Below are 25,078 nucleotides of genomic sequence, written 5' to 3' on the forward strand. Positions count from 1 at the left end.
GCGACATAATCAGAATGTATTGAGTAGTCATGCAAAAACGCGCGGTTCGAATCGGGAGGGGATTCCTCTGGGCCGCCATGGTGCTGGGGCTAGTCCATGCGGGGTGGAGTTTCTACTGGGCCTTCGGCGGTTCCTGGCTTCTAGATACTGTTGGCCAGTGGGCTGTGGTGAGCCAACTTCACCAGCCGTTTCAAACCTTGGTTGTGCTGCTGAGTATCGGCTTGATCAAAAGCGCAGCAGCAGTCATTCCGGTGCTGGTCGAATACGGCAAGCTCGGTGGTCGCCGACTCTGGCGCCTCATCAGTTGGGTTGGTGGTCTCGGTCTGGTGATCTACGGCGGTCTCTACGCGATCACTGCCATGACGATGCTGGCCGGATGGGTGGCTCCAACTGCTGCGTACGACAGGTCAGTCATCCTGGGCCACGCCCTGCTGTGGGACCCGCTGTTCTTCTTTTGGGGGCTGTGCTTGGTGCTCTCGCTGATCTTGACGCGACGCAGCGAACCTCGTACAGGCTAAGCGTTGCCGTGGGCTGACTGATACACAAGCCTCTCCCAGCTGGTTGGCTCTATTCCCAACGTTTGAGTCGTGGTCGAGGAATCGATGATCCACGGACCGGTGAACTGATACGACACCGCCATAAGTTCGCGCATCATGGGGTTGACCCGGCTGATAACTCTCATCAGCCCGTGCGGCATGGTTGATACTTTGGCGGGTGGGGCCTGCAGTGCCTCCGCGCTTGCAGCGGCCAATTCACGTTGCGTCACCGGGGGACTGGTTGGCACAAACCATACCCGCCCATGGGTATCCGGTCGTTGGGCCACCGTCGCTAACGTCTTGGCAGCGTCATTGATCGCTGTCCACGAATGTGGTTGATCTGCGCTTCCCAGTACCCAGGCCCGTCGTCCCTTCCGTAGTGCGGGCATGTTTCGAGTTGCATGCCCGTTGGCGCCCACGTCGGGTCCGATGAAATCGGAAGCTCGCACCACTACGGCCCGTAATCGGCCGTCCGCGTGAGCCTGCAACGTCTCACGGTCCATCTGACCTCGTAGCGTGCCTTTGAGATCCTGTGGATTCTCTGGGGTATTTGGCGTGATCGCTTCGTGGCGTTCGAGCGGACCGTACATGTAGAGATTCGACATTGTAACGAGGACCGCATCCGTTGCTTGAGCGGCCTGCATTAGTGCCTGATGAATTGGCGGCCATTGGCTTGCCCAGTCGGTGTAAGAGGCCGGATTCATGCAGTTATAGACGGCTTTTGCGTCTTCTATCAGGTCGGTCAGTGCGCTCGCGTCAGTGGCATCGACTTGGGCTCGTTCCACGCCTTCTATTGCGGGACCAATCCCTGAGCGGCTTGCCAAGATCACACGTGCCCCTTGTCGCTGGAGATAGGTAGCGGTGGCTCTGCCGGCGGGCCCTGCACCCAGCACAACGCGTAGCGGACCAGTGGATGGAGGAAGGTTTGTCATGGCTACTCCTCAGAAGCTCATAGCGAGAGCGGTGCTCTCGAAAATAAGTATGGCAGGTGATCGAAGTGGAAATCAAGAGCGGTGCTCACAATTGTGATCGGTGATCTCTTATTGCAGAATGGAAGCATGGACAACTTACAGGCCACAGCACCCCGCACTGCTCGGGAACTGGCGCATGCGGAAATGCAGGAGCGGATCCTGACGGCTGCTCGTGAGCAACTCAAGAGTGTTGGGCCCGCGCAGTTATCCCTGCGTGCTATCGCTCGAGAACTTGGTGTGGTCTCGTCTGCCATCTACCGGTATGTCGCTAGCCGGGATGAACTCATCACCCGGCTGATTCTGCAAAGTTTTCATGATGTGGCCGATGCTGTCGGTGCGGCATGTCAGCGTGCCGATCCTGCTCCTGAAGTCCAGTTGCAGACTTGGTCTCAAGCGCTGCGAGACTGGGCGCTGCAGCACCCTTATGACTGGGCCCTGATCTATGGAGTGCCCATCCCGGGGTATGCGGCACCCGAGGAAACGATCGAACCGGCTCGTCGAGTCAATGAATCGGTGTTGCAGCTGTATCCGCAACTGCGTCCAAACGTAGCGCCTGGTCCGGTGCTCGATGCATCGGAGCAAGTCTTGGAGCCGCTGCGCTCAGCGTTAGCTGAACAGGGTGAAGGGGTTCATGGCGCTGCAACTGCGCTGATGCTCGCCTGGTCTAGCATCCACGGTTTCATCACCCTGGAACTTGGCGGGCACTTTGAAGGCTCTGCCGAAGACACGGAACCGGTGTTCGCGGCGTTAGTCGCACAGTTGGCCAGCCAGCTTCTGTCGAGCGAGTCTAACGGTGGCAGTACTCGCTGATTTGCAGAACTCGCAGGGGAGTGGGGCAGAGCGGATAGAGTGTTGCAGAGATCAGCCGACAGATACGTTCGTATGCATGCCACACTGACAAGGATCAACGTGGAGGAGGAGTTCGATGACATCGACACCACTCACCTGGGTAGAACAAGACACCACCTTGGGTGTGGCAGAAGATCTGACCTACTCCACCACGCTGCTACGAGCGGTCCAACACGGGGACATAACGGGGCCACTCGTCCGGCTATACCGCCCGGAGCCCACCGTATCGTTCGGACAACAGGATACTCGTATGCCCGGTTACGAAGCCGCGCAGGACCAGAGTCGAGCCCATGGCTTTACACCAATCGTGCGAAAAGTCGGCGGTCGTGCAGCCGCCTACCATCACGGCTCGTTGATCATCGACCATATTCAACCTGAAGCCGATGCGATGTTCGGGTTCCGCAAGCGGTTCGAGTACTTTGGCGAGTTGTTCACGAGCGTGCTTCATGGCCTGGGCGTGAATGCCGCGGTCGGGGAGATTCCCGATGAATATTGTGCTGGGGAATACTCCGTGCATGCCGTGCTCAGTTCCAGCCACCGAATCAAGCTCGCCGGTACCGCACAGCGCGTGGTTAAAGGCGCTTGGTTATTTTCCACCAGCCTCGTGGTGGAAAATGCGGAGCCGGTTCGTGCCGTGCTCACAGATGTGTATCAGGCCATTCAACTGCCCTTAGATCCCGCCACGGTTGGTGCCGTCGATGATGCGGTCCCGGGTGTGACCGTCGCGGACCTCATTGATGAACTGCAGCTGGCTTATGAGCAGCGAATCCGCAGCGAAAAACCTCGCGGTGAAGCTTCCTCACACATCGTCGAGATGTCGTGGTCAGATTTGCAGGAGCGGGTCCCGCCGACCGTCGACCCATAATTTCACCTATAGGGCGTTCGTCACACGAGTGTAGATCGCCGCTGTCGGTGGAGCTGTCCCAAAGTATTTCAATATTGCAATAACCCTCATGTTTTGCAACGAATTTGAGCGCTACTGGGCCCTGTTGCCGCGCCAGTGCACCTCGACTCGCATGATCAAGTTCACATCGCGCTGGTTTGCGACCGATGACTTTCCGTGTCAAGCTATCGGTCATGCAAACACTTTTGAACCCTGCAAAGAAATATCCAATCCTCGACGACATCGTCCTGCTGCTGGCCCGTATCGCACTGGGTGTCATCCTCATTGCCCACGGCTGGCAGAAATTCAATGAATGGACGCTAGCTGGTACGTCCGCAGCATTCGTAGACATGGGCATCCCCGCTCCGAGGGTGACTTCCGCTATCGCAGCCTCAGCCGAACTCGTCGGGGGAGTACTCGTCCTCATCGGCCTGCTGACTCCGGTCGTGGCAATCTTGAATGTCTTGGTCCAGCTGGCGGCCTTTGCTCTGGTCCACGTTCAAGCTGGACTATTCATCGAAAACGGCGGCTATGAGCTTGTGCTTGCTCTGGCTGCTGGCCTGCTGCTCCTTGCCGTCCGTGGCGCTGGCAAATTCAGCATCGACGCATTGCTCCCAGGCTCCCCGTACCGCAACAACGCGACTGACCGGGTCGCTGAGGAAGAGCTCGTCTCCGCACGCTAACCGACAAGCATAACTTCAAGAACACACGGCCGTGATGGCAGCGGACCCAACAGGGGCTGCGCCATCACGGCCGTTTTGTGCCTTGGACACTCTTAGATCCAGCCCTGTTCCCAAGCGTACTGGGAAGCTTCAGTGCGAGTGCTCACGCCGAGTTTCTGCATGGCCGTAGATAAATAATTCCGGACGGTACCCTGGGCGAGGTTGAGTTGGTCTGCTATTTGGGCGACCGTGGGCGCATCTCGTCCGGCACGGAGAACATCCAGCTCCCTGTCGGTCAGCGGGCATTGAGCCGCAGTCAGCGCGGTGGCGGCAATATCTGGGTCAACATACCGTCGTCCCGCCATGACTTCCCGAATCACATCGGCCAATCGCTCGACCGGCGTGGATTTCGGTACGAACCCTGCGACTTTTTCAGCCAGCGCTCTGCGTAGGACACCGGGCCGAGCATGACGCGTGCAAATAATGACTTTTGTCGCGACGGTTCGTGCGATTTCCTGGGCCGCTTCGACACCATCGAGTTCGGGCATCTCTAGATCCAAAATGCACACATCGGGTTGCAGTTCTTGAGCCGCACGAACGGCTGCGCGCCCGTCAGCTACACCCGGCAAGATCTCGATGTCTTCTTCCATGCCCAACAATGTTTCCATGGCAGTGCGGATCATGGTCTCGTCGTCGGCTATGAGTACGCGAATCATGTGGCCTCCCGAGTGGGGCTAGGTAACACGGCTTGTAGCGCAAATGTATTAGCCTCTTGCCGCGTATGAATGCTGCCTCCCGCGGCGCGAAACCGGGCCCGTAGCCCGTCTAAGCCAGTGCCGGGATGTCTCGTCGCGCTGGGAGTGACACCATCATTATGAATATCTAAATGCAGTGCCTGCTGGGTGCTGTAGAGCTGAATGCGGACCTCGGTGGCATCAGCATGCCGCAAGATGTTCGTGGTCGCTTCGCGTACTGCCAGACCGAGGAGTCTACTAACCTCGGTGCTCGCGGCAGCATCCATCTTGGCTTCGGTCGTAACCTCGGTGGGGATGTCAGCTGCCTCTAACACGTCCTTGGCATTTTTCAATTCTTCAGTCAGCGACACCACGCGCAAATCTCGCACAAGCTGGCGCGTTTCAGTCTGTGCTTCTTCGGCGAGTGACCTGACCTCGGCGATCGCTTCTTGTGCAGCCGCTCGGTGGTCTTCGCTGGGTGCGGCCAGTAACCGTTCAGCCAGCTCGGCCTTCAGTGCGATGACCTGCAGATGATGGCCCTGGATGTCGTGCAGGTCCGAAGCGAAGCGGAGCCGCTCACGGGCGACGGCCAATTGACTGCTCATCGTGCGTGCCTCGTCCAGGCGGGTGATCAAATGCCATAACCAGCCGGAGACCAGAAAAGTGGATGGGACGAAGAGAATGTACATTATCAAGCCGAACAGCAATCCACGGTCGAAAAAGCTTGGGGCACCGGGGTTCACTAACCCGTGGAGGGCAATGAGGACTAGACCTGCTGCGGTCACACTCCAACGGTGTGACCGGGGAATAAGCGCCAACAGAATGCTCAAGGTGATCCACAGGGGGATAGCACCATAGAATACCGCGCCAGGGATAACTAACGTGACAACCCAGCTCAGTGCGGGCAACGCCAGGACGCCGAGGGTGACCGAGCGACGCGGCCAGCCCGCCCCGTAGCCCGTTCGCATGAGCCAAGAGGCATACACGCTGCCCACGCTGCTGCCTATGAACAGCACAAGTACTACAACGACTTGCCAGGTATTGCCTTCAAGTCGATTGATGAGCGAAGAGACAACGAGGGCGGCAACCACGAGCAAGAAGACCGATATGCCGGCAATACTCAAAAACGTGTACCACCAGGTCAGCGTAATATCCCGGCTTGAGGTATCCGCTCGGTCGGATGCGGCCGGGCTCACTGGCACTTGGCCGCTGGGGCGCAGCTTTGATGAGGTCACACCATTTAGTTTAGGACCATGACAACTGTCATGGATTTCACTGAAAAGTGTCACGGGAAGTCATGACGAGATGCCACTACCTAGAAAAGGGGAGACCCGGAAAACTAGAGGATATGAACAATTTCATTGAATCACTCCAAAACTTTGTCCTCGGTTTGCCAGAAGCCATCCAGTTCCTGGGAGTCGCGCTCGCGGCCATGGTGCCGTTTGTCGAAAACTATGGTGCGGTGGTGATCGGTTCGGTCGCGGGCATCCCCATCTGGGCCGTGGTGATCATGGCGATCGTCGGCAACCTAGCGATCATCGCGCTACTGACGCTGTTGTCGGGCCGCACCCGAGACGCAGTGCTGGCACGCCGTGGCGGTGCAGCGCCCACCCCGCAACCGGAGGCTTTGACTACCAGACAACAGCGAGTCCGTAGGCTGTTCGACCGCTACGGTATTCCTGGCGTCACTATTTTTGGCATGCTATTCGTTCCCAGCCACCTGATTGCTGTCACGCTCGTCGGGTTCGGCTGCTCTCGGGCCGGTGTGCTGGTCTGGCAGGGCATCGGCATCACCGGATATGCCGTGGTCTCTGGGGCTTTGATGTTAGGCCTGTTCAGCCTCAGCGGACTCTAACGTCTACCCTGGCCGCCGCCTTACTCATCGGCAGCGGTCTTTTCATGCGGCACCACACCGGCAACATCGGCGGTGGGTGGCAGGAGCCCACGCATCGCAACTATCATCAGCGCTACTAGTACAATCACGAGCAGGACTTCTACGCCAATGTAGTAATAATGTGTGGAAGACCCACCCTCGAAGGTTCCGGCAAGAACCCGGTCGGTGTGGACTGCTAGCAGCGGTCGAATCACTACTGTTTTGATCAAGAGCAACACCAGGGCCACCAGGCTCCAGAAGCGCATCTTGTTGAAGTTCGGCAGCTCTTGATACCGGTGATTGCGCCATAGCGTGATCAGCGCAATGAGCAGGAACACGCCGAGCGCGGCCTCAACGATATTCATCGCGAGGAAAACGCGCCGACCGATCCCTAATCCCAGCGGGATAGTAATTCCGGGAGCAGTAAATTTCAGTGGTGCTTCGAGAAAGGAAATACCGATAATCAGTCCCAGCCAAACGGCCGGGATGAACAGCATCGCTGCACGTGCCCAACGTGGCGCATGAGTTGTTTTGATCAGCATCACGGATTCCCCTTCGCACGAGTGCGGCGGTATAACAGCACGGTGACCACACCGCACAATACATACGATACGCCGACAAAGATCCAGCCAACAGTGAAGGACTGGGTGACATCTTGGAGCAGGCCCATGATCAGTGGCCCGAGCGCGAACCCGGCGTACATGCCCATCGAATTGAGCCCGGACGCGGCACCAATTTTGTTTCCGGGGACGATCTGCAGTAGACCCGCATTGATCACCACATTGGCCCCTAGCACGGTAATACCGTGGAGTGCGGCACCGGTCCACAATAGGGCGGGTGCTTGCCAAGACGCGGCGCCAAGGAACGCCAGCACACCCAGCAGAGCACCAGCGTTGATGAGCATCAACAGTTTCGACGGCTGGGCGCCGGCCTGCATCCGGCGACTCCATGCCAGGCGAGAGACCACGCCGATGACACCGGAGACAGCTGCAGCGACTCCGCCTAAGACCAGTGAGAAGTTCAATTCTTGGACCGCAAACAGGGGCAAGTAGACGTTGGTGGCCTGCATTCCCATGCCGGAGAACATTGCGATCACCGCGAAGTAATACACCACTGCGGGCATCTTATCTTTGGTGGATACCGCTGACATCTGGCCGGTATCGACGGTGACTTCTGGAGGCTCGGGTTGCGGTGCGGACTCGCGCTGCGCCGAGCGAGTCGGCGCGGGCACGTACTTCAACGAAATGAGCCATAATGCGATACTGACCAGCGCACCCCCAAGTGCTGCACCGGTCCAGCCGAGCGCAAGGGCAACTGCGGGGAAGAACAGCCCCGAAAACAATTGTGAGGCTTGCACACCAGATTGTTTGACCCCGATCCAGCCGGTGCGCTTATGTGCCGGCACGGCTCGGATAATCACCCGGTTGGTGGTGGGATTGGAGATCGCTTGGGCAGGTCCAGCGAGCACCGCGGCCACGAGTAGCAACCAATAACTGTGCGCGAAGGCTGCAACCACCAACGCCACTGCGGTGCCCACAAAAATAATGAGCATCTGACTGCGAGCGCTGATCTTGTCGGCGAGGTTGCCCAACCAGATGCTGGACACCGCAGCCGCCGCGAAGACTACGGTGACAATAAGTCCTAACTGACCGGCGGTGATACCGAGTTGCTCAATGATGAGAGCTGAGGATACGGAGATGCCGTAGTTGAAAAGCGGTCCGGCCCCCATGGCACACAGCAGGATGATTAGCAGACCGGTGGAAGCTGATGCGCGAGGAGAATTAGGACTGTTCACGTCCTTTAGGGTAGTCCTTTCTGCTTTGGGCATCGCCAATTGGGTCAGAACTTTAGGTCACAATCGCACGAATGCTGCGTGGCCCCCGGAATGCCCAGAGACAACGGATATGTTAAAGCTCTGGAGAGGACAGCATTATGAGCACTACCGGGCATCACATTCATCGACCGCTACGCTTCTTGGTCGGCGCGATGCTGCCTGCCTTGATGTTGGTGGGGTGTGCCACTACTGAGGAGGCGGATCCGGCCACTGGCCCGCCCGAGGCTCCGCAGCAGCTCATGCCGCCGCAATCAGACGAGCAGGCCGAGACCACCGAGGGTGTACCGATCGCTGAATTGGCTGATGCCGAGTGGGTTGAAGAAACCGCGTCCGACAATGCCATCCCACGGCGTGCCATGGCGGCCTATGCCGGGGCTGCCCTGCGGATGGCCGAAACCCATCCCGAATGCAATATGGGTTGGAATACGCTGGCCGGCGTGGGGTCGGTGGAAAGTGCGCACGCCAGTATCGGCGGGGCCGGCTTGGACGCCGATGGGGTAGCGCAACCGGCCATTATTGGTCCGGTGCTTGATGGCTCTGAGGGTGTTATGGCGATCGAAGACACCGATAATGGGGAACTCGATAGCGACGATGAGTGGGACCGAGCAGTGGGACCCATGCAATTTCTCCCCGAGACTTGGGAGCGCTATGCCGTAGACGGCAACCGTGATGGTGAGACCAATCCGCAGCAAATCGACGATGCAGTCCTGACCGCTGCCGTTTATCTTTGTGACAGCAGCGAGGACCTGACGGTTGATGATGACTGGGTGCGCGCGGTGACTACCTATAACCAGTCGATGGCCTATGCCCGCGATGTGGCTGCCAGAGCGGTCTCGTTTGAAGCCGCCGAACTCGACTCCTGACTGCGCCACCATTCGCAGTACAGTAGAGGGGGTGCTCTTCCGGGTGAGCTGAGTAGAGCTAGAAGCGAGAAAACACATGACCCAGAACCCTTCGGATAGTCACGCCACGACCTCGAAAACCGGAAGCGATCAGATTGCACCAGTCCGTGCTGCCGGGTTGCTGCGACGCTGGCTGACCTTCTTATTCGGCATATGGGTCATGACAGTTGGTATTGCTTTGAGCATCCACGGCCAGCTTGGGACCTCACCGATCTCAACGATTCCGGCAGTGCTCGACGCAGCGACGATGTGGACCGTCGGTTCTGTCACCATCGTCATGAACATCGCTTTCGTCCTTCTTCAGATGCTTATTCTGCGCCGGCGGTTCAAAGCCTTCCAACTGGTACAATTGCCCATCGCGGTACTCTTTGGCACGCTGATCGATCTATCGGTGTATCTCACCAGCTGGGTGCAACCCGATCACTATCTCATGCAATGGGTGGTCACCATCATCGGTGCGCTGATCCTCGGCATTGGGGTCTACATCCAAATCCAACCCAAGCTGCTCTATTTACCCGGGGAAGGCCTGGTCATGGCACTAACCCAGGTCACCACAGTGCGATTTGGCACTATGAAACAGCTGGTGGACTGGTCGCTGGTGGTCATCTCCGCGGTGATGTCATTGATTTTGCTGCAGCGACTCGAAAACGTTCGGGAAGGTACCGTCTTTGCGGCCTTTGCCGTTGGGGCGGTCGTCAAAACGATCGAGCATTTCAGAACCCGACATACGAGCTCAACTCAGTAGATTTCTAGCTTCCCGACCGTTCACCCTTCGGACCGAGAGAATTCACCAACCATCTTCCTCCCTATGCCATGCTGAGCAAATCCGAGCACGGCTGACGTGCCAGCATCGACGGGGAGGACCACGTAGCGGCTATGCAAGATCGTCCGCGTGGTGGCTTAACGGCCCTATGTATCGCCCAAACCACCAGTTGGGGGCTGCTCTACTATTCACTGCCGGTGGCAGTGCCACCCATCGCCGATGACACCGGGTGGAGCCACACCGCCATCACTGCAGCACTGACCTTTGGGCTTATCGTCTCAGCGATCGCCGGCTTGCGGGTTGGCAAGCTGTTGAATGTCAGCGGACCTCGTCGGTTGATGACCGTCGGCAGTCTCATCGGGGTCGTTGCTCTACTCATGGTGGCCTGGTCACCAAATCTCGTGTGGTTCTATATCGCTTGGCTTATCGCGGGGCTGGCGCAGTCAGCGGTGCTGTACCCACCGGCGTTTGCGGTTATCACCCGTTGGTACGGGCCACAGCGCATCCGCCCGCTGACCACGTTGACCTTGGTGGCGGGTTTCGCTTCCACGATTTTCGCGCCGATCGTCGCGTATCTGATCGACCAGTTCGGGTGGCGAGTCAGTTATGCAATCATGGCGGTGATGCTCGGAGTCGTCACGGTGCCCCTGCACATATTCTTTCTCAACGGTCGATGGACTGATTCGGTGACAAGCTCTACAAGTGCTAGTCAGGTTGGCAATAAGCATGCGGTGCGTGCTGTGACCCGTTCACCGCGGTTCGTTGTGTTAGCAGTCGTGATGGCTGTTGCTGCGTTTGCACTCTTTGCCGTGACCATCAACATTGTGCCCCTGCTGCTAGAACGGGGTTTACCGTATTCCACCGCAGCAGTGGCTTTAGGGCTGGTGGGTGCCGGGCAGGTGATCGGTCGGCTGGGATATGCCCCGCTATCCCGCAAGACGTCCCCATCACAACGTATGATGCTGATTTATGGCGTCGGGGCAATCAGCCTGGTCGCTGTAGCAGTCGTACCTGAACCTGCCTGGTTGCTCATCTCGTTGGCGGTGCTGGCCGGTGCGGCACGCGGCTGTCATACGCTGCTACAAGCCACGGCGGCCGCAGACCGCTGGGGCACCACAAACTTTGCCCAGATTAATGCGACCCTGAGTGCTCCCATGACCGCGCTCGGTGCGTTAGCGCCCGTTTCAGGCCCAGCCCTTGCCACAGTCTTCGGGAGTTATACGGCCATGGCGCTACTCATGGCTGGCTTATTAGCCGTGGCGGCTCTTGCGGCATCTAGAACCTAGTGCTGACTCGTTGAAGTCAGCCGGCGGGTGCTGCCACCATGGGTATATGGCTGCACCCGAAAAACCGGCAGAGACCAGGAAGCCTGGTGCCCGGATTCTTGGCGTGGCAGCCGTCCTAATCGTAATTGTGGCGGTGGTGGTTGGCTTGATATGGGCATTACAGCGTTCGATGATTTATTTTCCCGATACCTCAGCGGTGCCACCAGCCGGTGAAGTACTGGCCGGAGGTCAAGATGTCACCCTGCATACTGCCGATGGTCTCGAACTCGATGCTTACTTCGCGCCCCCTGCCTCAGAATCGCAAGATCGGGAGCTGGCCGTCTTGGTCTCGCCGGGCAATGCCGCCAATCGCTATAATCGGGTCGGACTTGCAGAGCAGTTGCAAGCCGAGGGGTTTTCGGTGCTGCTTATGGATTACCGCGGTTACAGTACCAACCCGGGCAGGCCTAGTCAGCACGGCCTGATCCAAGACGGCCATGCAGCGCTCGACGCTCTGGCGGAGCTCGGTTTCCCGCCGGATCGAACGATTTATTTTGGCGAATCCATCGGTGGGGGAGTCATCGCGGCGTTGTTGGCCGAACGCCCACCCGCCGGTGCGGTGTTCCGCTCGCCATTTACGGAATTAGCCGATGTCGGTCGGCATCATTATCCGTGGCTACCGGTAGGCCTCATTTTGCGTGACCGATTCCCCGTGGTTGAACACGTCCGGGACACCCAAGTGCCGATTTCTGTCATCCGGGCGGAATACGATTCGGTGGTGCCCACTGAGCTCAGCGCGCAGGTCGCCGAGGCCGCCGACAACCTGGTGGCAGAGCATGTTGTTGATGCAGACCATAACGACCCGGAAATGCACGGCGCTGCGGTAGCGAAAGCGGTGGCCGAGCTCGCCGACGCCATCAACTCGGATGACTGAAATTTTTCTTGACTCAGCCCGGTGTCAGGTTTATTGTCACGTACAAGACCGAACCCCTAAGGGGTCTATCGTGGACCAGCAGCTGACGACCGAGCAGGGCGATACCATCACGTTCGAGGTGCGCGGCATAGGTCCACCCCTTGTTTTCATTCCTGGTGCGGGATCATTTCGAGCCATCGATCCGACAGTCCCTCCCACAGCCAAGCTAGTCGCCACCCACGGGGTGACAACTGTAGTTTACGATCGCATCGGTTTGGGTGAGAGTACGGGCTCTGCACCGGTGACCCTAGCCAAAGAAATCTCAATACTGCGGGCCATCCTGAAACACGTGGGAGGTTCTGCTGCGCTGTGTGGTCACTCTTCCGGCTCCGCCATAGCATTATATGCGGCCACAGTTGGTTTGCCGGTCACCGGTCTTGCCCTGTGGGAAGTGCCTCTCATCGGTCCTTCCATAGAGGTACAGTCCTGGGCGGCCGATTTTATCGAGCTACTTGATGCCAGTGATCACGCCGGCGCAGTAGACCAATTCACCAAAGACATGCCACCCAATTATCAAGCGGAATTAAGAGCGTCTCCGATCTGGGACCTAATGATCGCTAACGCCCAAAGCATGCGAGCTGATGCTGAAGCATTAGCATGGTTCCATTCCGCACCACTGCAGACCTTGATCGGTGGACTCACAATGCCACTCCTCACGATGGTAGGGGAGTCCACATTCGAGGTCATGAATCGCGCTACAGACGCGATCGTCCGGGCCGTACCTCACGCGCAGCAGCGGGTCGTACCGGGTGCCCAACACGAATGGGAAGTCGAGCCCATGGTGGAAGAGCTGGTGAAGTTTGTAACCGCGGGGTGATGAGCAAGGAAGCACGGCGAAAACAAAATTATTTGCTTGACCACTCAGGATGCTGTGAGTAACGTCACAACTACCTCGGTAGGTCGAGGTACTCGAAGCTCACACTGCCCCCGTAAAACGGAGATGAGGAACCGAGATGACTCAGGAAGCAGCACAGCACCCCACGCCATCGGTTGAAGACCGGTTCAAACGAAGTTTGGGCTCTCTAGAAGTCTTCTTCATTGGCTTCGGAGCGATGATCGGCTTCGGCTGGGTCACCTTGACCGCCGGCTGGCTTAGCGACGCCGGCACGTTGGGCGCGGTATCGGCCTTCGTTATCGGGACTGGCATTATGGCGCTGGTGGGGCTGGTCTACTCTGAGATGGTTTCCGCAATGCCCCTGGCAGGCGGGGAGCACAATTATCTCTTACGTGGTTTCGGGCCGCGGTTAGCCTTCATCGGATCCTGGGGGATCGTCGGAGGCTATATCTCGGTGGTGGCATTTGAAGCGGTCGCCATCCCCCGCACCATTGCCTACATCATTCCGCAGGTCAATTCCATCCCATTGTGGACCGTGGCCGATTTCGAAGTGCATCTCATCTGGGCGCTGATCGGTGTTGTCACCGCCATCCTGTTGACCCTGCTGAATATCCGCGGCATCAAACAGGCCAGTTTCTTCCAGACCTCTATCGTGCTGTTTGTCATCGTCATGGCGCTCGCCTTGGTTGTACTGTCCCTGATGGAAGGGGACCGGGGGAATATGGACCCGCTGTTCACCGGCGGTAGCGCGGGCATCATCACTGTTCTGGTTGTCGTGCCATTCATGTTCGTGGGTTTCGATGTGATCCCGCAGTCCGCAGAAGAGGTCAAAATCGAACCGCGGAACATCGGACGCCTGGTGGTGTTCTCAGTTGCCATGGCAGGGCTGTTCTACGTCACGATCCTTTTGACGACCTCCTCAGCGTTGCCCGCGGCCGAGATGGGAGACTTCGACCTAGCGACGGCTGACGCTATGGGAGTCCTAGCGGGGAACGAATTTTGGTCAAATGTGGTGGTCGCAGGCGGGCTGGCCGGTCTGCTGACCTCCTGGAATGCTTTCCTGATTGGTGCCTCGCGCCTGATCTGGGCCATGGCCCACTCTGGAATGCTGCCCACCTGGTTCGCTAAGCTCCACCCCAAACACAAGACTCCGGTCAACGCACTGCTGTTCATCGGTGGGCTGTCGATCATCGCACCGTTCTTCGGGGAACAGATGATGGTCTGGCTGGTGGATTCCGGTTCGCCTTCGATCGTGATTACCTACATCCTGGTATCGGTCGTGTTCTTGATGCTGCGCAAGAAAGAGCCGAACATGAAACGCCCCATGCGGATTGGTGGCCAGCGGAACAATACACTGGGGATCGTCGTCGGTGTCGCGACCGTGATTCTGACTATTGGATTGCTGTCGCTTTATGTACCTGGCATGCCGGCTGACCTTGATACTCCGACCTATATTATGTTCGGGCTGTGGTGGTTGCTCGGTCTGGTCTTCCTGCTCCGGATCCCCGGCGGCATCAAACCTGGCATCAATGCCGAAGAGGACCTGGTGGCTGAACTCGCCTCCAGGGGACGCGGCCCCAAAGCGGTACGAAAGGGCTCAGAGCGACGGACCCAGCCACCACAGTGACAAGCTCTGCATCGGCGTTTTTACCGTGCAGAAAACGGATCCGCTGTGCCCGAGAAGTGGCCGTAGCGGACTCTGTATCGAAGATGCGTCACCTGGCGCCCGGCGACAGCACGGTCTTGGTCGAACTTGATGGTTCCGTAGCCCAGACTCTCGAACAGGCTGCGTCCGCTGCGCAACAGCATCGGCACGATATGCAATTGCAACTGGTTCAAGCTTCCGTTGCGTAACGCCTGCCGAATTGGCCCACCCCCGTGCAACACGACATCTTTGGGTCCGGCAGATTCCTGGGCTCGAGCTAATGCGGCACTAAACCCGTCGGTCACGAAGTGAAAAGTCGTGCCATCGCGGACATCGTCGGGGTGAGCGCGGTGCGTAACCACGAAGACCGGTACCTCGAATGGTGGACTGTCACCCCACTCCGCCTGAGCATGATCATAACTATCTCGACCCATGACCATCGCGCCCAGGCGTTCCAGCTCCTCGGCGAGAATATCGCTGGCACTCAACTGGTGTCGAGAGGTGCCGTTATGGGCGAACCAATCATGCAACGGTTCGCCGCCGTGGCCTAAGGGATGTAAGGAGCTGGGACTGGGGCCGGTGTAGTACCCGTCCAGTGAGATGCTCAGGTTCGCGGTGACCGCCATGGCTACTCCTTCTTGGTGTGAGGATCGAAAGGATTCCGGACAGACTCGATCAGAAATTCCTGCAGCGTCCCGCCATGGATCTCGACCCCGGAATTGGGCACCACGGTTTGCACCCGGTACCTTTCCATCTGGCCTTTTGAATCCCACAGTTCAAATATATTGACTCGTGTGGGATCAACTGGATCTGGACTGATCGCCACATCGCGGCAACCGGGGGCCTGGCGCGTGCGCTTCGTGTAGTGCATGAACGCAGTGATGTATCGGTCTCGTTCGGAAGAATTGACGTATACATACCCCGCGAGGATGATCATGCCTCGGGGTCTTTCCGCTCCGCATCAATCACGACTTCTTTGCCATCTTCAAGGCTGACCGTTTTGCGGCTTTCGAAATCTGCTGGCGTCATTTCAACGTCGAAGACTCCGTTGCTGGTCACCGCACCGTGGACCACGTGCATGTTGTAGGAGGGGCCGCCTTCGTTGAAAATCCCCAAACCTGGCCCGACAGTCACCGGCGCGATCAAAAAGCGGTATACATCCACCAGTCCCGCTTGGTGCAATATTTGCGCCAGTTGAATGCTGCCGTGGACTTGCAGCTCTTTATCGTGGGTCACGCCCTTGAACCGAGCGATCTCGTCGAGAAAGTCTTCACCGAGCACCGTGGTGGTATCAGACCACACCTCACCTACCGGAGAGGACGTCACCACGTATTTTGTGCTGTTATTGATCAGCCCGGCGACCGGATCGTCCGGGTCTGTCACCTGAGGCCAGTGCGAAGCAAACGAATCATAGGTTTTGCGCCCTAATAAGAGCGCGCCGCATTGTTCGAACCAGCGGGAGACTGCTTGCCCGCATCCCTCATCGAACACAGACATCAGCCAGCCGCCGTTGGTGAACCCGCCGCGCGTGTCTTCGTCTGGGCCGCCGGGTGCTTGATTCACCCCGTCAAGGGTCATGAAGAGATTGACGCTCAAGAGCATGTTGGATGCTCCTTCCAGATCGGAACGGAAAGCCATCCGTGTCCCCCATCATAGGAAACTCACAACGACCTTGAACATAGCGGCATTCGGTGCTGGCGTGACACCCATCCACCCGAGGGGAGTAGGACAGTTTGAGTGAACAATCTCTGGACTCGTGACCAGGGCGTATGGTCGACTCTGCGCTATTGCTTGTCGTATTCTTCGAGGGTCGGTAAGGCTCAGCTGACCGCACGGATTGTTTACGTATTTATCGTGAAAGCTGTCTCACTCAGGGCGCGCCCTTGTGCTTGCCAACTGATGAGCGGAACTTCCGTGGCGGTAGGGCATAATATAAAACGATGATTGAGCTTGTCGTAGTTACCCAGAGCGATGCCGGGGCTGCGCCCCAGGATGTCTCCTACGGCTGGCTCGGTGACATCGTGGTGGCCATCATGGAGGCCCTGGGCCCGATCGGCGTTGCGATAGCAGTGCTGGTAGAAAATATCTTCCCACCGATCCCCTCAGAGATTATGCTCGCCCTGGCAGGGTTCACCGCGGCCGATGGCGCCTTCACCCCCGCTGAGGCCATTTTCTGGGCGACAGTCGGTTCGGTCACGGGTGCGCTCGTGCTCTACGGCCTCGGCGCCTGGTTTGGTCGACGGCGGCTCTATCGGGCGGCCTATGTCATGCCCCTGGTGGATATTGATGATGTAGCACGCACCGAACGCTGGTTTCTCAGATACGGGTATTGGACTGTCTTTTTCGGCAGAATGATCCCGATCTTTCGGTCGTTGATCTCCATTCCCGCTGGTCTTGAGCGGATGAATCTCTGGCTCTTTGCGCTCTTCACCACGCTTGGTTCGTTGATCTGGAACACCGTGCTCATCATGGGCGGATATTTACTGGGCGAGAACTTCCACTTGATAGCCGACTATGCCGATGCATTCTCAAATGTCGTGCTAGGTATCGTCGTTGCAGTCATCGCGATATGGGTGACGCTGCGGGTAGTGCGCAATCGACGCCGTGCCCGCGACCCCGAGTATCGCCCCGAAACCCCCGAAGAGGCAGCAGCCCGCATCGAGCGGCTCGTCGCACAGCAGCACGCCGACGACACCTCAAGCTCCGAATAGTGTTCACCGCCCGACATCCCGATGATCAGAGCGTTCCCGCCTACCTCGCTAACCTGATTGCGATGCTTGGCAGCCATGGGTTAGCGTCAGCGCATGGGACGGATTATTTATGAAACCGCCACGAGTTTTGATGGTTACCTCGCTGACGAGCAACATTCATTGGACTGGTTATTCGTCGTGCCAGGCGGCGACAATCCAGACCTAGCACCGCCACGAGCTGCCGTGCAGGTCATGGGCTCGACCACATACGAGTGGGTGTTAGATGAGCTCGGCGCACTTGAGAACATGAATGTCTGGCATGAGACCATGCCTTCAACCACCGTCGTCTTTACAACCAGGCAGCTCCCTGCGCCAGATGATGCTGATGTGAAGTTCATGTCCGGTGATGTGGCAGATGCAGTGCCAGAGCTCCAACGCCTCGCAGGTGAGGGGAATATTTGGGTGGTCGGCGGAGGAGGCTTAGCGTCACAGTTCATTGCGGCACAAGCACTCGATGAGATGGTTTTCTCGGTAGCTCCGGTCGCGCTCGGGGCCGGAGCGCCGCTGCTGAGCCAGCGCATCGAATCTGACCAAGCCACGCTGATCAGTGTGGAGCAGGTGGGCCAGTTTGCTCGGCTGACCTACCGGCTGTCGTATCCTAACAAAGACTAACGTCTCGCTTCGAGTAGCGTGTTTATAGGTATGTGTGCGAGCGATGGAGGCCTAGATGCGTCTGAAATTAGACCTGCACGATATTTATAACAAGAGCCGCGACCTCGACCGAGCGCTGCATGACATCATCAATGAAGCGGAAGCAACCCGAGCCAAAACGGTGGAGATCATTCCCGGGAAGGGGAGTGGGGCACTCAAGAAACGCGTCCTACGCTTCTTGCAGCGCAAAGATATCAAAGCCCGCTACCACCGGGTCGAAAAGGACAGCAAGAACCACGGGCGAGTGTTCGTCCACTTCAAGCATTGACTCAAGAACGACGTGGATAGCGTCGCAAGAGGAACCATCCCAGTGCGCCTGGCGCTCCCAGGATGGGAGTGAGCACAAGGATTGAAACGAGCCAGGTGCCGAGGGTGAAATCCGGGTCGTCGGACAACGCTGCTCCGGTTGCCCCGATGAACAACAGCAAGACCAACACGGCGGCTACGCCGACCAATGACCACGCTACTGGTCGAACGATCGGAGCAGGAACCCCAGCACGCCGCTTGCTGCTGGTACGTGTGCCAACTGGCATTGGTGCCTGATGAGAGGGGGTGTGGGCAGGATGACCTCAGAGGGTTTCAGAGCGGGTGATTCAACCACCGGCTCCGGCACGTCTGCAACCACGTCTTCGGGTTCTTCGACGTTCGTCGCCAGCATTGCCAAGGCTTGCTGTGCTGGGACAAAATCGATCTGCTGACCGGCCAAACGGTATTCGTGGGCCTTCTTTTCCTTCGCCGAACCCGCAGCAGGGTCATAATGCGTTGGGAAGTGCTCTTGGTTGGCAACCACAAGCATGGTGGTTTTCTTCGTGACATTCAATTGAGGTTGCGCACCGAGCTCAGCAATTTTGACGATGAAATCATCGCGATTCACACCATGGAGGTCACCGGTGATCACCACATGGTGACCGTACAAGGGATGCTCGGGATGTGCCTCACTGTTGGGTGCGGGGAGATCGCCGACCCGAACGAAGCGTCGAGCAGGAACTGGTGAACGGCGTCGCGCGGTGGGCTTTTGCCACAGTTCTGAGACGCTCGTGAGTTGATGGCGCTGACTCAGCACGATGGCGATTCGGGCACATGTAATCGCATCAGCTTCGGCTTGATGGTGCTGAAAAGCGGGCAAATCTAATGCTTTCGCCACGGTTGGCAGGCGATGGTTTGGGGCCTTGACGAAGCGTCGAGCGATAGACAGAGTATCGAACCATTGTGTTGATGGAACTGAGACTCCCACCCGTTCACTGGCTCGTCGAAACACAGTCCGATCAAATGAGATGTTGTGAGCCACCACTGGTAAGCCATCAGCCAGGCGTAGGAGCCGGTCCAAGGACGCTTGCCAGGAGATCCCTGATCGCCGCACCTGCTTTGGAATGATGCCATGAATTCGAATGAATCTGGGTTCAAACGACTCGATACCGGTGGGAGGCGTGACCAGCCAGCTGTCTGATTCAACGATGGCTCCGTTGACCACTTTGGCGACGCCGACTTGGCAGACTGAAGCTTGGTCGGGGTTAGCTGTTTCAAAATCGAGGGCAAGAAAACTAAGCTGACTCATTGTTAATGAGCGGACCTTTCGGTACGTGAGATGAGAAGTACCACTCAATGTATTAGGTGGGAGGGACAGGCTAAGACGCTCCCAGTAGTGTGACCCACCAACATCGCACTGTGCCCCCGACCCAAAGCCTAGGCCGACCTCACCAGGGCACGGCTGGATAAATCTTGGCCTAGTCACGACCAAACGATAAATGTTGCAGTCGGACGATCATGGGCAGATGTGGAGTGTTCCGTCCTCACCTTCAGTCGCCATATGTGATCTAGATATCTTTTTCACCGCTCAAATATAACAGACTTATAACGAATCCATAACGAAATTATTTCGCTGAACTGATCAGGAGCTGATCAGCTGGCGTGGCTAAAACCCGCTCCATCATGCGGATGCGGGGAGGTTGGGGTGTCGCTTTTCCGCGCACTGAGCGCGAAGTGGCCGAGTTGGGCAGGTTGATATGGCCGGCCAGTTCGCTAATGTAGAGCGCATGCATCGTTCCACCAATGAGAACAATCATTCTGACTTCGTTATCGATCTGCGGCCGCCGAAGCTGGCCGATGGCGCCGACCTGTGGCGCTTGACCCGAGATACCGGGGTACTAGATCTCAACTCTTCCTACCAGTACCTGCTGTGGTGCCGCGATTTCGCTGACACCAGCGTCGTAGGAGTTTCCGACGATGGGCGTTTGATGGGATTCATCACCGGCTTCTTGCGCCCAGATGAGCCCACCACGCTGATGGTGTGGCAGGTTGCTGTCGACTCTGCAGCACGCGGCCGCGGACTGGCCAGCCGAATGCTGGACTACTTGGTCGAAACCACCGGTGTCGAACACCTCGAGACCACCGTAACCGATGACAATGCCGCATCCAAGGCTATGTTTGCTTCACTGGCCCAACGCCACGAAGCCAGCCACACCGTGACCCCGCTCTTCACTCCGGAGCTGTACCCTGACGGTCACGACACCGAATACTTACACCGGATCGGCCCGTTAGTGCCTGAATTGCTGCGCCAACGCCAGGCCCAAGCACAACTGGCCGTCGTCGAATAACTTCCTCTACTTTTCACACTTTGACGCGTAGCTTCGCTGCGCCCAAAAACCTGAGCAAACCCCTGAAAGGAATCCTCATGGATACCACTATTTTCGAGACCACCGAATCCGAAGTACGCAGCTACTGCCGCAGCTGGCCCACCGTATTCTCCCAAGCCTCCGGTTCGATCCTGACCGATGAACAAGGCCGCGAATATATCGACTTCTTCGCCGGTGCTGGCGCCCTGAACTACGGGCACAACAACCCAGAACTACGCACCGAACTGCTGGAATACCTCAGCTCGGATGCCTTGGTCCACTCGATGGATAAGATGACCCCGGCCAAGCGGGAATTCCTGCAGACCTTCAAAGACATCATCCTGGAACCACGTGGACTGGACTACAAAGTCATGTTCCCCGGACCCACGGGCACCAACACGGTCGAAGCCGCACTAAAACTGGCCCGCAAGGTCACCGGTCGTCAGCACATCCTGTCATTCACCAACGCGTTCCACGGCATGACCCTGGGTTCGCTGTCGGTCACCGGTAACTCCATGAAGCGCAAGGGTGCCGGCATGACCCTGACCAACAGCTCCAAGATCCCATACGACGACTACCTCGATGGTGAAACCCCAGACTTCCTGTGGCTCAAGCGCGTCCTAGAAGACTCCGGCTCCGGTGTCGATAAACCAGCCGCGATCATCGTCGAAACCGTCCAGGGTGAAGGTGGACTCAACGCCGCACGCCACGAATGGCTACGCGGCCTGCGCGAGCTCACCAAGGAACACGATATTCTGCTGATCGTTGACGATGTCCAGGCCGGCTGCGGTCGGACCGGTTCGTTCTTCAGCTTCGAAGAAGCCGGCATCACCCCGGATATCGTCTGCCTGTCCAAATCGATCTCCGGTTACGGCCTACCAATGGCGCTGACCCTGTTCAGCCCAGAACTCGATGTGTGGGCACCGGGCGAGCACAACGGTACCTTCCGTGGCCACAACCCAGCCTTTGTCACCGCAACTGCCGCACTGCGCCGCTACTGGGCCGATGACTCCTTCCAGAACGGTCACCTGGTCAAAGTCATTGAAATGGTCCAAGATGCGCTGACCAAGATCGCCATCGAAGTTGAAGGTACCTCCGTCAAAGGCCGCGGCCTGCTGACCGGACTGCGCTTCAGCGACACCGACGTTGCCGGCAAGATTTCGGCCAAGGCCTTCGAAAAGGGTCTGCTGATGGAAACCTCCGGCCCAGAAGATGAAGTCATCAAGCTGATGCCAGCACTGAACATCGACCTGGTTGTCCTGGAACGCGGCCTGAATATCCTGGCCGACTGCGTCAGCGAGGTCACCGGACAAGAGATCACCCTGGTACTGGGCGACACCGCCAAGGCCTAAGAGAGGAACACTTTTTCATGATCGTAACTCAGCTAGAAGACCTCAACGGCACCGAGCGTGACGTCACGGCCGAAACCTGGCGCTCCCGCCGCATCGTCCTAGCCCGTGAAGGCGTTGGCTTTTCGATGCACGACACCGTCATCTATGCGGGCACCACCTCAACGTTCCACTACGAGAACCACATCGAGGCCGTGTACTGCGTCCAAGGTGAAGGCACCCTGACCAACGAAGAAACCGGGGAAGTCCACCCGTTGCGGGACGGCACCCTGTACCTGTTGGATGGCCACGAGAAACACACCGTGCGCGCCGAAACCGAACTGCGCATGGCCTGTGTCTTCAACCCACCGGTTACCGGTCGTGAAACCCACGACGAATCGGGTGTCTACCCGCTGGTGACCGAAGAAGGCGCGGACCGCAAGGTCCCGACCGGCGCTCGGGTTGGCGAAGAATCCAAGATCGCCAGCCAGGCTACAGAACCAGCAACGACTGCCTAAGGTTCAATAGACCACACCTTGAATAGCGGGTGTCGCACTGTCTCACAGTGCGGCACCCGTTGTCATGTGTAACCACCTGGACGCCGCGGCGGTCTATGGTTGAAAGTTGCTGTAAGAAGTAGAGGATTCACGGCCGCGCTCCCGAGCCAAGGCCCAACGATTCCCGCTATGTAGCTTCTCTGATCACGACACCCTGAAGAAAGAGCAGATCGACTATGCCACGATCCATTAAAGCTGGAGTCGCCGCGGCTGCGATTGCCGGATTGGTTCTTACCGGCTGTGCCCGAGATTCCGATGTCCCAGCGTTTGACGACGTTGAGCCAGACATGTGGGAATCCATGGCCAATGCGGATGCCATGGCGATGACCGGTGTGCTCCCCGAAGCTATGGCCAGCGATGCCGCGATCATTGAAGACATGATCGGCGGGAACATCTCAGATCTGCAAATCTATGGATCGCTCAACGAATCGGCCACCGCAATCCGGCTGGGCGATGAGGACCCCATCATGTCGTTCTTTGACGATGAAGTCTATGTCTCCATGGACATGGTCTGGGAAACCATGGGCGACTTCCTGATGAGTAACGCGTCAGCAGAGGAGCGTGACCTCTTCGACCGCTTGGCTACGGATTTTGAGGGCGAATACCTCGATGTCAGCGACGATTACAACACCACCACCGATAGCGTAGATGTTGCTGACCTCCTCGAGGAAATGCGTTCAGCAGCTGAAGAAGGTCGTGCAGATGACGTCACGGGCTTCAATTTTGATGACCTGCATCCCGAGGGGGAGTACGCGCAGCTCGATAGGGAAACCGACGATACCGGCTGGTACTACGCAACGCAGGAAATGGCTGAAGGCGACATCATGAATGGTGTGGTTGACGAGTTCATTGTCCTTCCAACGGATCGTGAGAACCCTCGGTTGGACCGGATTCGTGACGGCGATACCCAGATGGAATTTTTCTGGGATGAAGAAGTTGAGATCCCAGAGAAACCAAGCGACGATCAGCTCGTTACTGAGCAGGACTTCATGGAAGCAGCCTTGGGCCAGTAAAGTTTAGACGTTAAAGATTTGATGGCGGGTGCTGCATAGCAGCACCCGCCATTATCTCAATTGGGAGAGAACCTCAGCTGCAGGGGTCCACTCGTGCGTACAGGATTATTGCTTCTGACGCCGTGCCGCTAACTCAGCATGCAACTGTCGGTGCGAGTCTTCTAAGCCGAGCAGCTCTACCGTATTGGTTCTCACTTGCTCGACATCACGACGGTTACACATTGGCGAGAATATCCTTGACCGCGCGGAAGTCCCGGTTTTTCTCTAGCTGCAGGCTTTCGACCATGGCTTCGAAGACACCGTGGTGGGTGAGCTGGCCGTTATAGGCGTTCAGTCCGGCAGCGAGTCCTTCATCAGCGGCGAGTGCTTTGGCCCAACCCTGGGAGGCGACTCGCTGGATGTATGGCAGCGTGGCGTTGGTCAGCGCAGCCGTCGAAGTTTGTGGCACACCACCCGGCATATTGGAAACACAGTAGTAGATCTTGTCGCCAACCTTGTAGGTCGGGTTCTCATGAGAGGTTGGTCGAGAGTTCTCGAAACAGCCACCCTGGTCGATGGCAATGTCTACCAGGACGGAGCCGGGGCGCATGCGTTCGACCATTTCGGCGGTCACCAGTTTTGGCGCAGCGGCACCGGGGATCAGCACAGACCCGATGACAAGATCCGCCTCGGCAACGGCTTCGGCAATATTCATGGCATTGGAGGCGAGGGTATCCAGGCTGCTGCCGTGGACCTGTTCGAGCTCGGATAGGCGTTCAAGGTTCAGATCGATGACTTTCACGCTGGCACCCATGCCCGCGGCAATGACACCGGCTGCTTCACCTGCGACACCGCCACCGATGACCACCACATTGGCGCGACGGGTACCGGGTACTCCACCCATCAGCACACCGGATCCACCCTGGGCTTGGGTGAGGTGATAGGCGCCAGCAACCGGGGCGAGTCGACCAGCCACCTGGCTCATCGGTGCCAGCAATGGCAGGGCACGGCCGCGAGTGACGGTTTCATAGGCCAGCGCAGTGACTTTGGAATCCAGAATAGCTTTGGTGCATTCTGCTGAGGCCGCGAGGTGGAGGTAAGCAAACAGGATTTGGCCTTGACGCATGCGGGCCAGTTCTTCACCGATGGGTTCTTTGACCTTCAGGATCATTTCGGCGCGTTCCCACACCTGTGCCACGTCGTCTACGATTTCTGCACCGACGGACCGGTAGTCCTCATCGCTGATACCGGAGCCCACGCCGGCGCCCGCTTGGACCAGTAACGTATGGCCGGCTTTGACCAGTTCGTGCACACCACCTTGGGTGAGCCCGACACGGTTTTCGTTATTCATGATTTCTTTGGGAACGCCAATTAACATAAGCCCAGGTTACTCCTTTTTCTCGTGCTCTGGCAGTACATCCCTCATGAATGAGATACAAGTGTTCTGAGCGCTTTTGAGTTCA

Annotated in this window: 28 protein-coding genes and 1 pseudogene; 18 read left to right on the plus strand and 11 right to left on the minus strand. The window is 57.8% G+C overall.

All coding sequences use genetic code 11. The annotated features are described in order from the left end of the window. The first annotated feature begins 29 nt into the window (after nucleotides 1–29). Nucleotides 30–518: a DUF3995 domain-containing protein gene (locus J2S62_RS01630; protein ID WP_310170538.1), complete on the plus strand. Its 489-nt coding sequence runs from the start codon at nucleotides 30–32 to the stop codon at nucleotides 516–518. On the opposite strand, the gene J2S62_RS01635 is transcribed toward J2S62_RS01630, so the two are convergent. Further along, nucleotides 515–1,468 carry an NAD-dependent epimerase/dehydratase family protein gene (locus J2S62_RS01635; RefSeq protein WP_310170540.1) on the minus strand — a complete coding sequence of 318 codons (954 nt, stop codon included), beginning with the start codon at nucleotides 1,466–1,468 and terminating at the stop codon, nucleotides 515–517. The two genes, J2S62_RS01630 and J2S62_RS01635, sit on opposite strands and share 4 nt — an antisense overlap. 126 nt (nucleotides 1,469–1,594) lie before the next feature. Between J2S62_RS01635 and J2S62_RS01640 the strand changes: the two genes are divergently transcribed. The 3 genes from J2S62_RS01640 to J2S62_RS01650 all read left to right on the plus strand — a co-directional run bounded on the left by J2S62_RS01640 (nucleotide 1,595) and on the right by J2S62_RS01650 (nucleotide 3,922). Further along, nucleotides 1,595–2,317 (plus strand): TetR/AcrR family transcriptional regulator, encoded by a 723-nt coding sequence (locus J2S62_RS01640; RefSeq protein ID WP_310170543.1) that lies wholly within the window; start codon nucleotides 1,595–1,597, stop codon nucleotides 2,315–2,317. 115 nt (nucleotides 2,318–2,432) lie between these two features. Next, a complete protein-coding gene (locus J2S62_RS01645; protein WP_310170545.1) occupies nucleotides 2,433–3,221 on the plus strand; it encodes a lipoate--protein ligase family protein in 789 nt (262 codons plus the stop codon). 212 nt (nucleotides 3,222–3,433) lie between these two features. Further along, complete coding sequence (locus J2S62_RS01650) at nucleotides 3,434–3,922, plus strand: DoxX family protein (protein WP_310170547.1); 489 nt, start codon at nucleotides 3,434–3,436, stop codon at nucleotides 3,920–3,922. 92 nt (nucleotides 3,923–4,014) lie between these two features. Here the strand turns inward: J2S62_RS01650 and J2S62_RS01655 are convergent, their stop codons facing one another. Together J2S62_RS01655 and J2S62_RS01660 are read right to left on the minus strand one after the other, a co-directional pair. After that, nucleotides 4,015–4,617, minus strand: coding sequence for a response regulator transcription factor (locus J2S62_RS01655; RefSeq protein WP_310170549.1), 603 nt, complete (start codon nucleotides 4,615–4,617; stop codon nucleotides 4,015–4,017). After that, nucleotides 4,614–5,870: a sensor histidine kinase gene (locus tag J2S62_RS01660; protein ID WP_310170551.1), complete on the minus strand. Its 1,257-nt coding sequence runs from the start codon at nucleotides 5,868–5,870 to the stop codon at nucleotides 4,614–4,616. Before J2S62_RS01660 ends, J2S62_RS01655 begins: the two co-directional genes overlap by 4 nt. A gap of 113 nt (nucleotides 5,871–5,983) precedes the next feature. Here J2S62_RS01660 and J2S62_RS01665 point away from each other — a divergent pair, with 113 nt between their 5' ends. Beyond that, nucleotides 5,984–6,490 carry a hypothetical protein gene (locus J2S62_RS01665; protein ID WP_310170553.1) on the plus strand — a complete coding sequence of 169 codons (507 nt, stop codon included), beginning with the start codon at nucleotides 5,984–5,986 and terminating at the stop codon, nucleotides 6,488–6,490. Between the two features lie 20 nt (nucleotides 6,491–6,510). Here the strand turns inward: J2S62_RS01665 and J2S62_RS01670 are convergent, their stop codons facing one another. Both J2S62_RS01670 and J2S62_RS01675 read right to left on the minus strand, forming a co-directional pair. Beyond that, the gene (locus J2S62_RS01670) at nucleotides 6,511–7,050 is read right to left on the minus strand and encodes a hypothetical protein (protein WP_310175684.1); all 540 of its coding nucleotides are present in this window, start codon (nucleotides 7,048–7,050) and stop codon (nucleotides 6,511–6,513) included. Then, nucleotides 7,050–8,303, minus strand: a complete 1,254-nt coding sequence (locus J2S62_RS01675) for an MFS transporter (protein ID WP_310170556.1) — start codon at nucleotides 8,301–8,303, stop codon at nucleotides 7,050–7,052. The genes J2S62_RS01670 and J2S62_RS01675 overlap by 1 nt, the downstream gene beginning before the upstream one ends. A 137-nt stretch (nucleotides 8,304–8,440) precedes the next feature. Here J2S62_RS01675 and J2S62_RS01680 point away from each other — a divergent pair, with 137 nt between their 5' ends. The 6 genes from J2S62_RS01680 to J2S62_RS01705 all read left to right on the plus strand — a co-directional run bounded on the left by J2S62_RS01680 (nucleotide 8,441) and on the right by J2S62_RS01705 (nucleotide 14,707). Continuing rightward, a complete protein-coding gene (locus J2S62_RS01680; RefSeq protein ID WP_310170559.1) occupies nucleotides 8,441–9,205 on the plus strand; it encodes a lytic transglycosylase domain-containing protein in 765 nt (254 codons plus the stop codon). A gap of 76 nt (nucleotides 9,206–9,281) precedes the next feature. Further along, nucleotides 9,282–9,989, plus strand: a complete 708-nt coding sequence (locus J2S62_RS01685; protein ID WP_310170561.1) for a YczE/YyaS/YitT family protein — start codon at nucleotides 9,282–9,284, stop codon at nucleotides 9,987–9,989. A 131-nt stretch (nucleotides 9,990–10,120) separates the two neighbouring features. After that, nucleotides 10,121–11,293 (plus strand): MFS transporter, encoded by a 1,173-nt coding sequence (locus J2S62_RS01690; RefSeq protein ID WP_310170565.1) that lies wholly within the window; start codon nucleotides 10,121–10,123, stop codon nucleotides 11,291–11,293. Nucleotides 11,294–11,339: 46 nt separating this feature from the next. Next, entirely contained in the window at nucleotides 11,340–12,206 is an 867-nt protein-coding gene (locus J2S62_RS01695) for an alpha/beta hydrolase (protein WP_310170568.1), read from the plus strand. 70 nt (nucleotides 12,207–12,276) lie between these two features. Continuing rightward, entirely contained in the window at nucleotides 12,277–13,062 is a 786-nt protein-coding gene (locus J2S62_RS01700; RefSeq protein WP_310170570.1) for an alpha/beta fold hydrolase, read from the plus strand. 136 nt (nucleotides 13,063–13,198) lie between these two features. Continuing rightward, nucleotides 13,199–14,707, plus strand: a complete 1,509-nt coding sequence (locus tag J2S62_RS01705; protein WP_310170573.1) for an APC family permease — start codon at nucleotides 13,199–13,201, stop codon at nucleotides 14,705–14,707. Between the two features lie 20 nt (nucleotides 14,708–14,727). Here J2S62_RS01705 and J2S62_RS01710 read toward each other — a convergent pair whose 3' ends face one another. The 3 genes from J2S62_RS01710 to J2S62_RS01720 are packed head-to-tail and all read right to left on the minus strand — an operon-like array spanning nucleotide 14,728 to nucleotide 16,363. Then, nucleotides 14,728–15,351: a dihydrofolate reductase family protein gene (locus J2S62_RS01710; protein WP_310170575.1), complete on the minus strand. Its 624-nt coding sequence runs from the start codon at nucleotides 15,349–15,351 to the stop codon at nucleotides 14,728–14,730. A 2-nt stretch (nucleotides 15,352–15,353) separates the two neighbouring features. Then, nucleotides 15,354–15,662, minus strand: a complete 309-nt coding sequence (locus J2S62_RS01715) for a putative quinol monooxygenase (RefSeq protein ID WP_310170577.1) — start codon at nucleotides 15,660–15,662, stop codon at nucleotides 15,354–15,356. Beyond that, the gene (locus J2S62_RS01720) at nucleotides 15,659–16,363 is read right to left on the minus strand and encodes a dihydrofolate reductase family protein (protein WP_310170579.1); all 705 of its coding nucleotides are present in this window, start codon (nucleotides 16,361–16,363) and stop codon (nucleotides 15,659–15,661) included. The genes J2S62_RS01715 and J2S62_RS01720 overlap by 4 nt, the downstream gene beginning before the upstream one ends. Before the next feature lie 302 nt (nucleotides 16,364–16,665). Here J2S62_RS01720 and J2S62_RS01725 point away from each other — a divergent pair, with 302 nt between their 5' ends. From J2S62_RS01725 to J2S62_RS01735, 3 genes are all read left to right on the plus strand, one after another. Further along, nucleotides 16,666–17,436, plus strand: a complete 771-nt coding sequence (locus J2S62_RS01725; RefSeq protein WP_310170581.1) for a DedA family protein — start codon at nucleotides 16,666–16,668, stop codon at nucleotides 17,434–17,436. Nucleotides 17,437–17,529: 93 nt separating this feature from the next. Then, nucleotides 17,530–18,087, plus strand: a complete 558-nt coding sequence (locus J2S62_RS01730) for a dihydrofolate reductase family protein (protein ID WP_310170584.1) — start codon at nucleotides 17,530–17,532, stop codon at nucleotides 18,085–18,087. A gap of 55 nt (nucleotides 18,088–18,142) precedes the next feature. Beyond that, nucleotides 18,143–18,394 carry a Smr/MutS family protein gene (locus J2S62_RS01735; RefSeq protein ID WP_310170586.1) on the plus strand — a complete coding sequence of 84 codons (252 nt, stop codon included), beginning with the start codon at nucleotides 18,143–18,145 and terminating at the stop codon, nucleotides 18,392–18,394. A 1-nt stretch (nucleotide 18,395) separates the two neighbouring features. Here the strand turns inward: J2S62_RS01735 and J2S62_RS01740 are convergent, their stop codons facing one another. Both J2S62_RS01740 and J2S62_RS01745 read right to left on the minus strand, forming a co-directional pair. Beyond that, the gene (locus tag J2S62_RS01740; protein ID WP_310170589.1) at nucleotides 18,396–18,581 is read right to left on the minus strand and encodes a hypothetical protein; all 186 of its coding nucleotides are present in this window, start codon (nucleotides 18,579–18,581) and stop codon (nucleotides 18,396–18,398) included. Nucleotides 18,582–18,589: 8 nt separating this feature from the next. After that, a complete protein-coding gene (locus J2S62_RS01745) occupies nucleotides 18,590–19,681 on the minus strand; it encodes an exonuclease domain-containing protein (protein ID WP_310170591.1) in 1,092 nt (363 codons plus the stop codon). Between the two features lie 478 nt (nucleotides 19,682–20,159). On the opposite strand from J2S62_RS01745, the gene ectA reads away from it, so the two are divergent. The 4 genes and pseudogenes from ectA (at nucleotide 20,160) to J2S62_RS01765 (ending at nucleotide 23,636) form a co-directional block, all read left to right on the plus strand. Continuing rightward, nucleotides 20,160–20,720 carry a diaminobutyrate acetyltransferase gene (gene ectA, locus J2S62_RS01750; RefSeq protein ID WP_310170593.1) on the plus strand — a complete coding sequence of 187 codons (561 nt, stop codon included), beginning with the start codon at nucleotides 20,160–20,162 and terminating at the stop codon, nucleotides 20,718–20,720. A 77-nt stretch (nucleotides 20,721–20,797) separates the two neighbouring features. After that, the gene (ectB, locus tag J2S62_RS01755; RefSeq protein ID WP_310170594.1) at nucleotides 20,798–22,090 is read left to right on the plus strand and encodes a diaminobutyrate--2-oxoglutarate transaminase; all 1,293 of its coding nucleotides are present in this window, start codon (nucleotides 20,798–20,800) and stop codon (nucleotides 22,088–22,090) included. A 17-nt stretch (nucleotides 22,091–22,107) separates the two neighbouring features. Continuing rightward, a pseudogene (locus J2S62_RS01760) lies at nucleotides 22,108–22,497 on the plus strand (ectoine synthase); the annotation flags it as partial. Between the two features lie 302 nt (nucleotides 22,498–22,799). After that, nucleotides 22,800–23,636, plus strand: a complete 837-nt coding sequence (locus tag J2S62_RS01765) for a hypothetical protein (RefSeq protein WP_310170596.1) — start codon at nucleotides 22,800–22,802, stop codon at nucleotides 23,634–23,636. Nucleotides 23,637–23,850: 214 nt separating this feature from the next. Here J2S62_RS01765 and ald read toward each other — a convergent pair whose 3' ends face one another. Beyond that, nucleotides 23,851–24,993: an alanine dehydrogenase gene (gene ald / locus J2S62_RS01770; RefSeq protein WP_310170598.1), complete on the minus strand. Its 1,143-nt coding sequence runs from the start codon at nucleotides 24,991–24,993 to the stop codon at nucleotides 23,851–23,853. Between the last annotated feature and the right edge of the window lie 85 nt (nucleotides 24,994–25,078).

It is taken from the genome of Enteractinococcus fodinae (assembly GCF_031458395.1).
Taxonomy (GTDB): Bacteria; Actinomycetota; Actinomycetes; order Actinomycetales; family Micrococcaceae; genus Yaniella; species Yaniella fodinae.

Bases quoted from the DNA above. Each gene is read 5' to 3' on its own strand.
- J2S62_RS01630 (WP_310170538.1), top strand. From the start codon at position 30: ATGCAAAAACGCGCGGTTCGAATCGGGAGGGGATTCCTCTGGGCCGCC.
- J2S62_RS01635 (WP_310170540.1), bottom strand. From the start codon at position 1,468: ATGACAAACCTTCCTCCATCCACTGGTCCGCTACGCGTTGTGCTGGGT.
- J2S62_RS01640 (WP_310170543.1), top strand. From the start codon at position 1,595: ATGGACAACTTACAGGCCACAGCACCCCGCACTGCTCGGGAACTGGCG.
- J2S62_RS01645 (WP_310170545.1), top strand. From the start codon at position 2,433: ATGACATCGACACCACTCACCTGGGTAGAACAAGACACCACCTTGGGT.
- J2S62_RS01650 (WP_310170547.1), top strand. From the start codon at position 3,434: ATGCAAACACTTTTGAACCCTGCAAAGAAATATCCAATCCTCGACGAC.
- J2S62_RS01655 (WP_310170549.1), bottom strand. From the start codon at position 4,617: ATGATTCGCGTACTCATAGCCGACGACGAGACCATGATCCGCACTGCC.
- J2S62_RS01665 (WP_310170553.1), top strand. From the start codon at position 5,984: ATGAACAATTTCATTGAATCACTCCAAAACTTTGTCCTCGGTTTGCCA.
- J2S62_RS01670 (WP_310175684.1), bottom strand. From the start codon at position 7,050: ATGCTGATCAAAACAACTCATGCGCCACGTTGGGCACGTGCAGCGATG.
- J2S62_RS01680 (WP_310170559.1), top strand. From the start codon at position 8,441: ATGAGCACTACCGGGCATCACATTCATCGACCGCTACGCTTCTTGGTC.
- J2S62_RS01685 (WP_310170561.1), top strand. From the start codon at position 9,282: ATGACCCAGAACCCTTCGGATAGTCACGCCACGACCTCGAAAACCGGA.
- J2S62_RS01690 (WP_310170565.1), top strand. From the start codon at position 10,121: ATGCAAGATCGTCCGCGTGGTGGCTTAACGGCCCTATGTATCGCCCAA.
- J2S62_RS01695 (WP_310170568.1), top strand. From the start codon at position 11,340: ATGGCTGCACCCGAAAAACCGGCAGAGACCAGGAAGCCTGGTGCCCGG.
- J2S62_RS01705 (WP_310170573.1), top strand. From the start codon at position 13,199: ATGACTCAGGAAGCAGCACAGCACCCCACGCCATCGGTTGAAGACCGG.
- J2S62_RS01710 (WP_310170575.1), bottom strand. From the start codon at position 15,351: ATGGCGGTCACCGCGAACCTGAGCATCTCACTGGACGGGTACTACACC.
- J2S62_RS01715 (WP_310170577.1), bottom strand. From the start codon at position 15,662: ATGATCATCCTCGCGGGGTATGTATACGTCAATTCTTCCGAACGAGAC.
- J2S62_RS01720 (WP_310170579.1), bottom strand. From the start codon at position 16,363: ATGGCTTTCCGTTCCGATCTGGAAGGAGCATCCAACATGCTCTTGAGC.
- J2S62_RS01725 (WP_310170581.1), top strand. From the start codon at position 16,666: ATGATTGAGCTTGTCGTAGTTACCCAGAGCGATGCCGGGGCTGCGCCC.
- J2S62_RS01730 (WP_310170584.1), top strand. From the start codon at position 17,530: ATGGGACGGATTATTTATGAAACCGCCACGAGTTTTGATGGTTACCTC.
- J2S62_RS01735 (WP_310170586.1), top strand. From the start codon at position 18,143: ATGCGTCTGAAATTAGACCTGCACGATATTTATAACAAGAGCCGCGAC.
- J2S62_RS01745 (WP_310170591.1), bottom strand. From the start codon at position 19,681: ATGAGTCAGCTTAGTTTTCTTGCCCTCGATTTTGAAACAGCTAACCCC.
- ectA (WP_310170593.1), top strand. From the start codon at position 20,160: ATGCATCGTTCCACCAATGAGAACAATCATTCTGACTTCGTTATCGAT.
- ectB (WP_310170594.1), top strand. From the start codon at position 20,798: ATGGATACCACTATTTTCGAGACCACCGAATCCGAAGTACGCAGCTAC.
- J2S62_RS01765 (WP_310170596.1), top strand. From the start codon at position 22,800: ATGCCACGATCCATTAAAGCTGGAGTCGCCGCGGCTGCGATTGCCGGA.
- ald (WP_310170598.1), bottom strand. From the start codon at position 24,993: ATGTTAATTGGCGTTCCCAAAGAAATCATGAATAACGAAAACCGTGTC.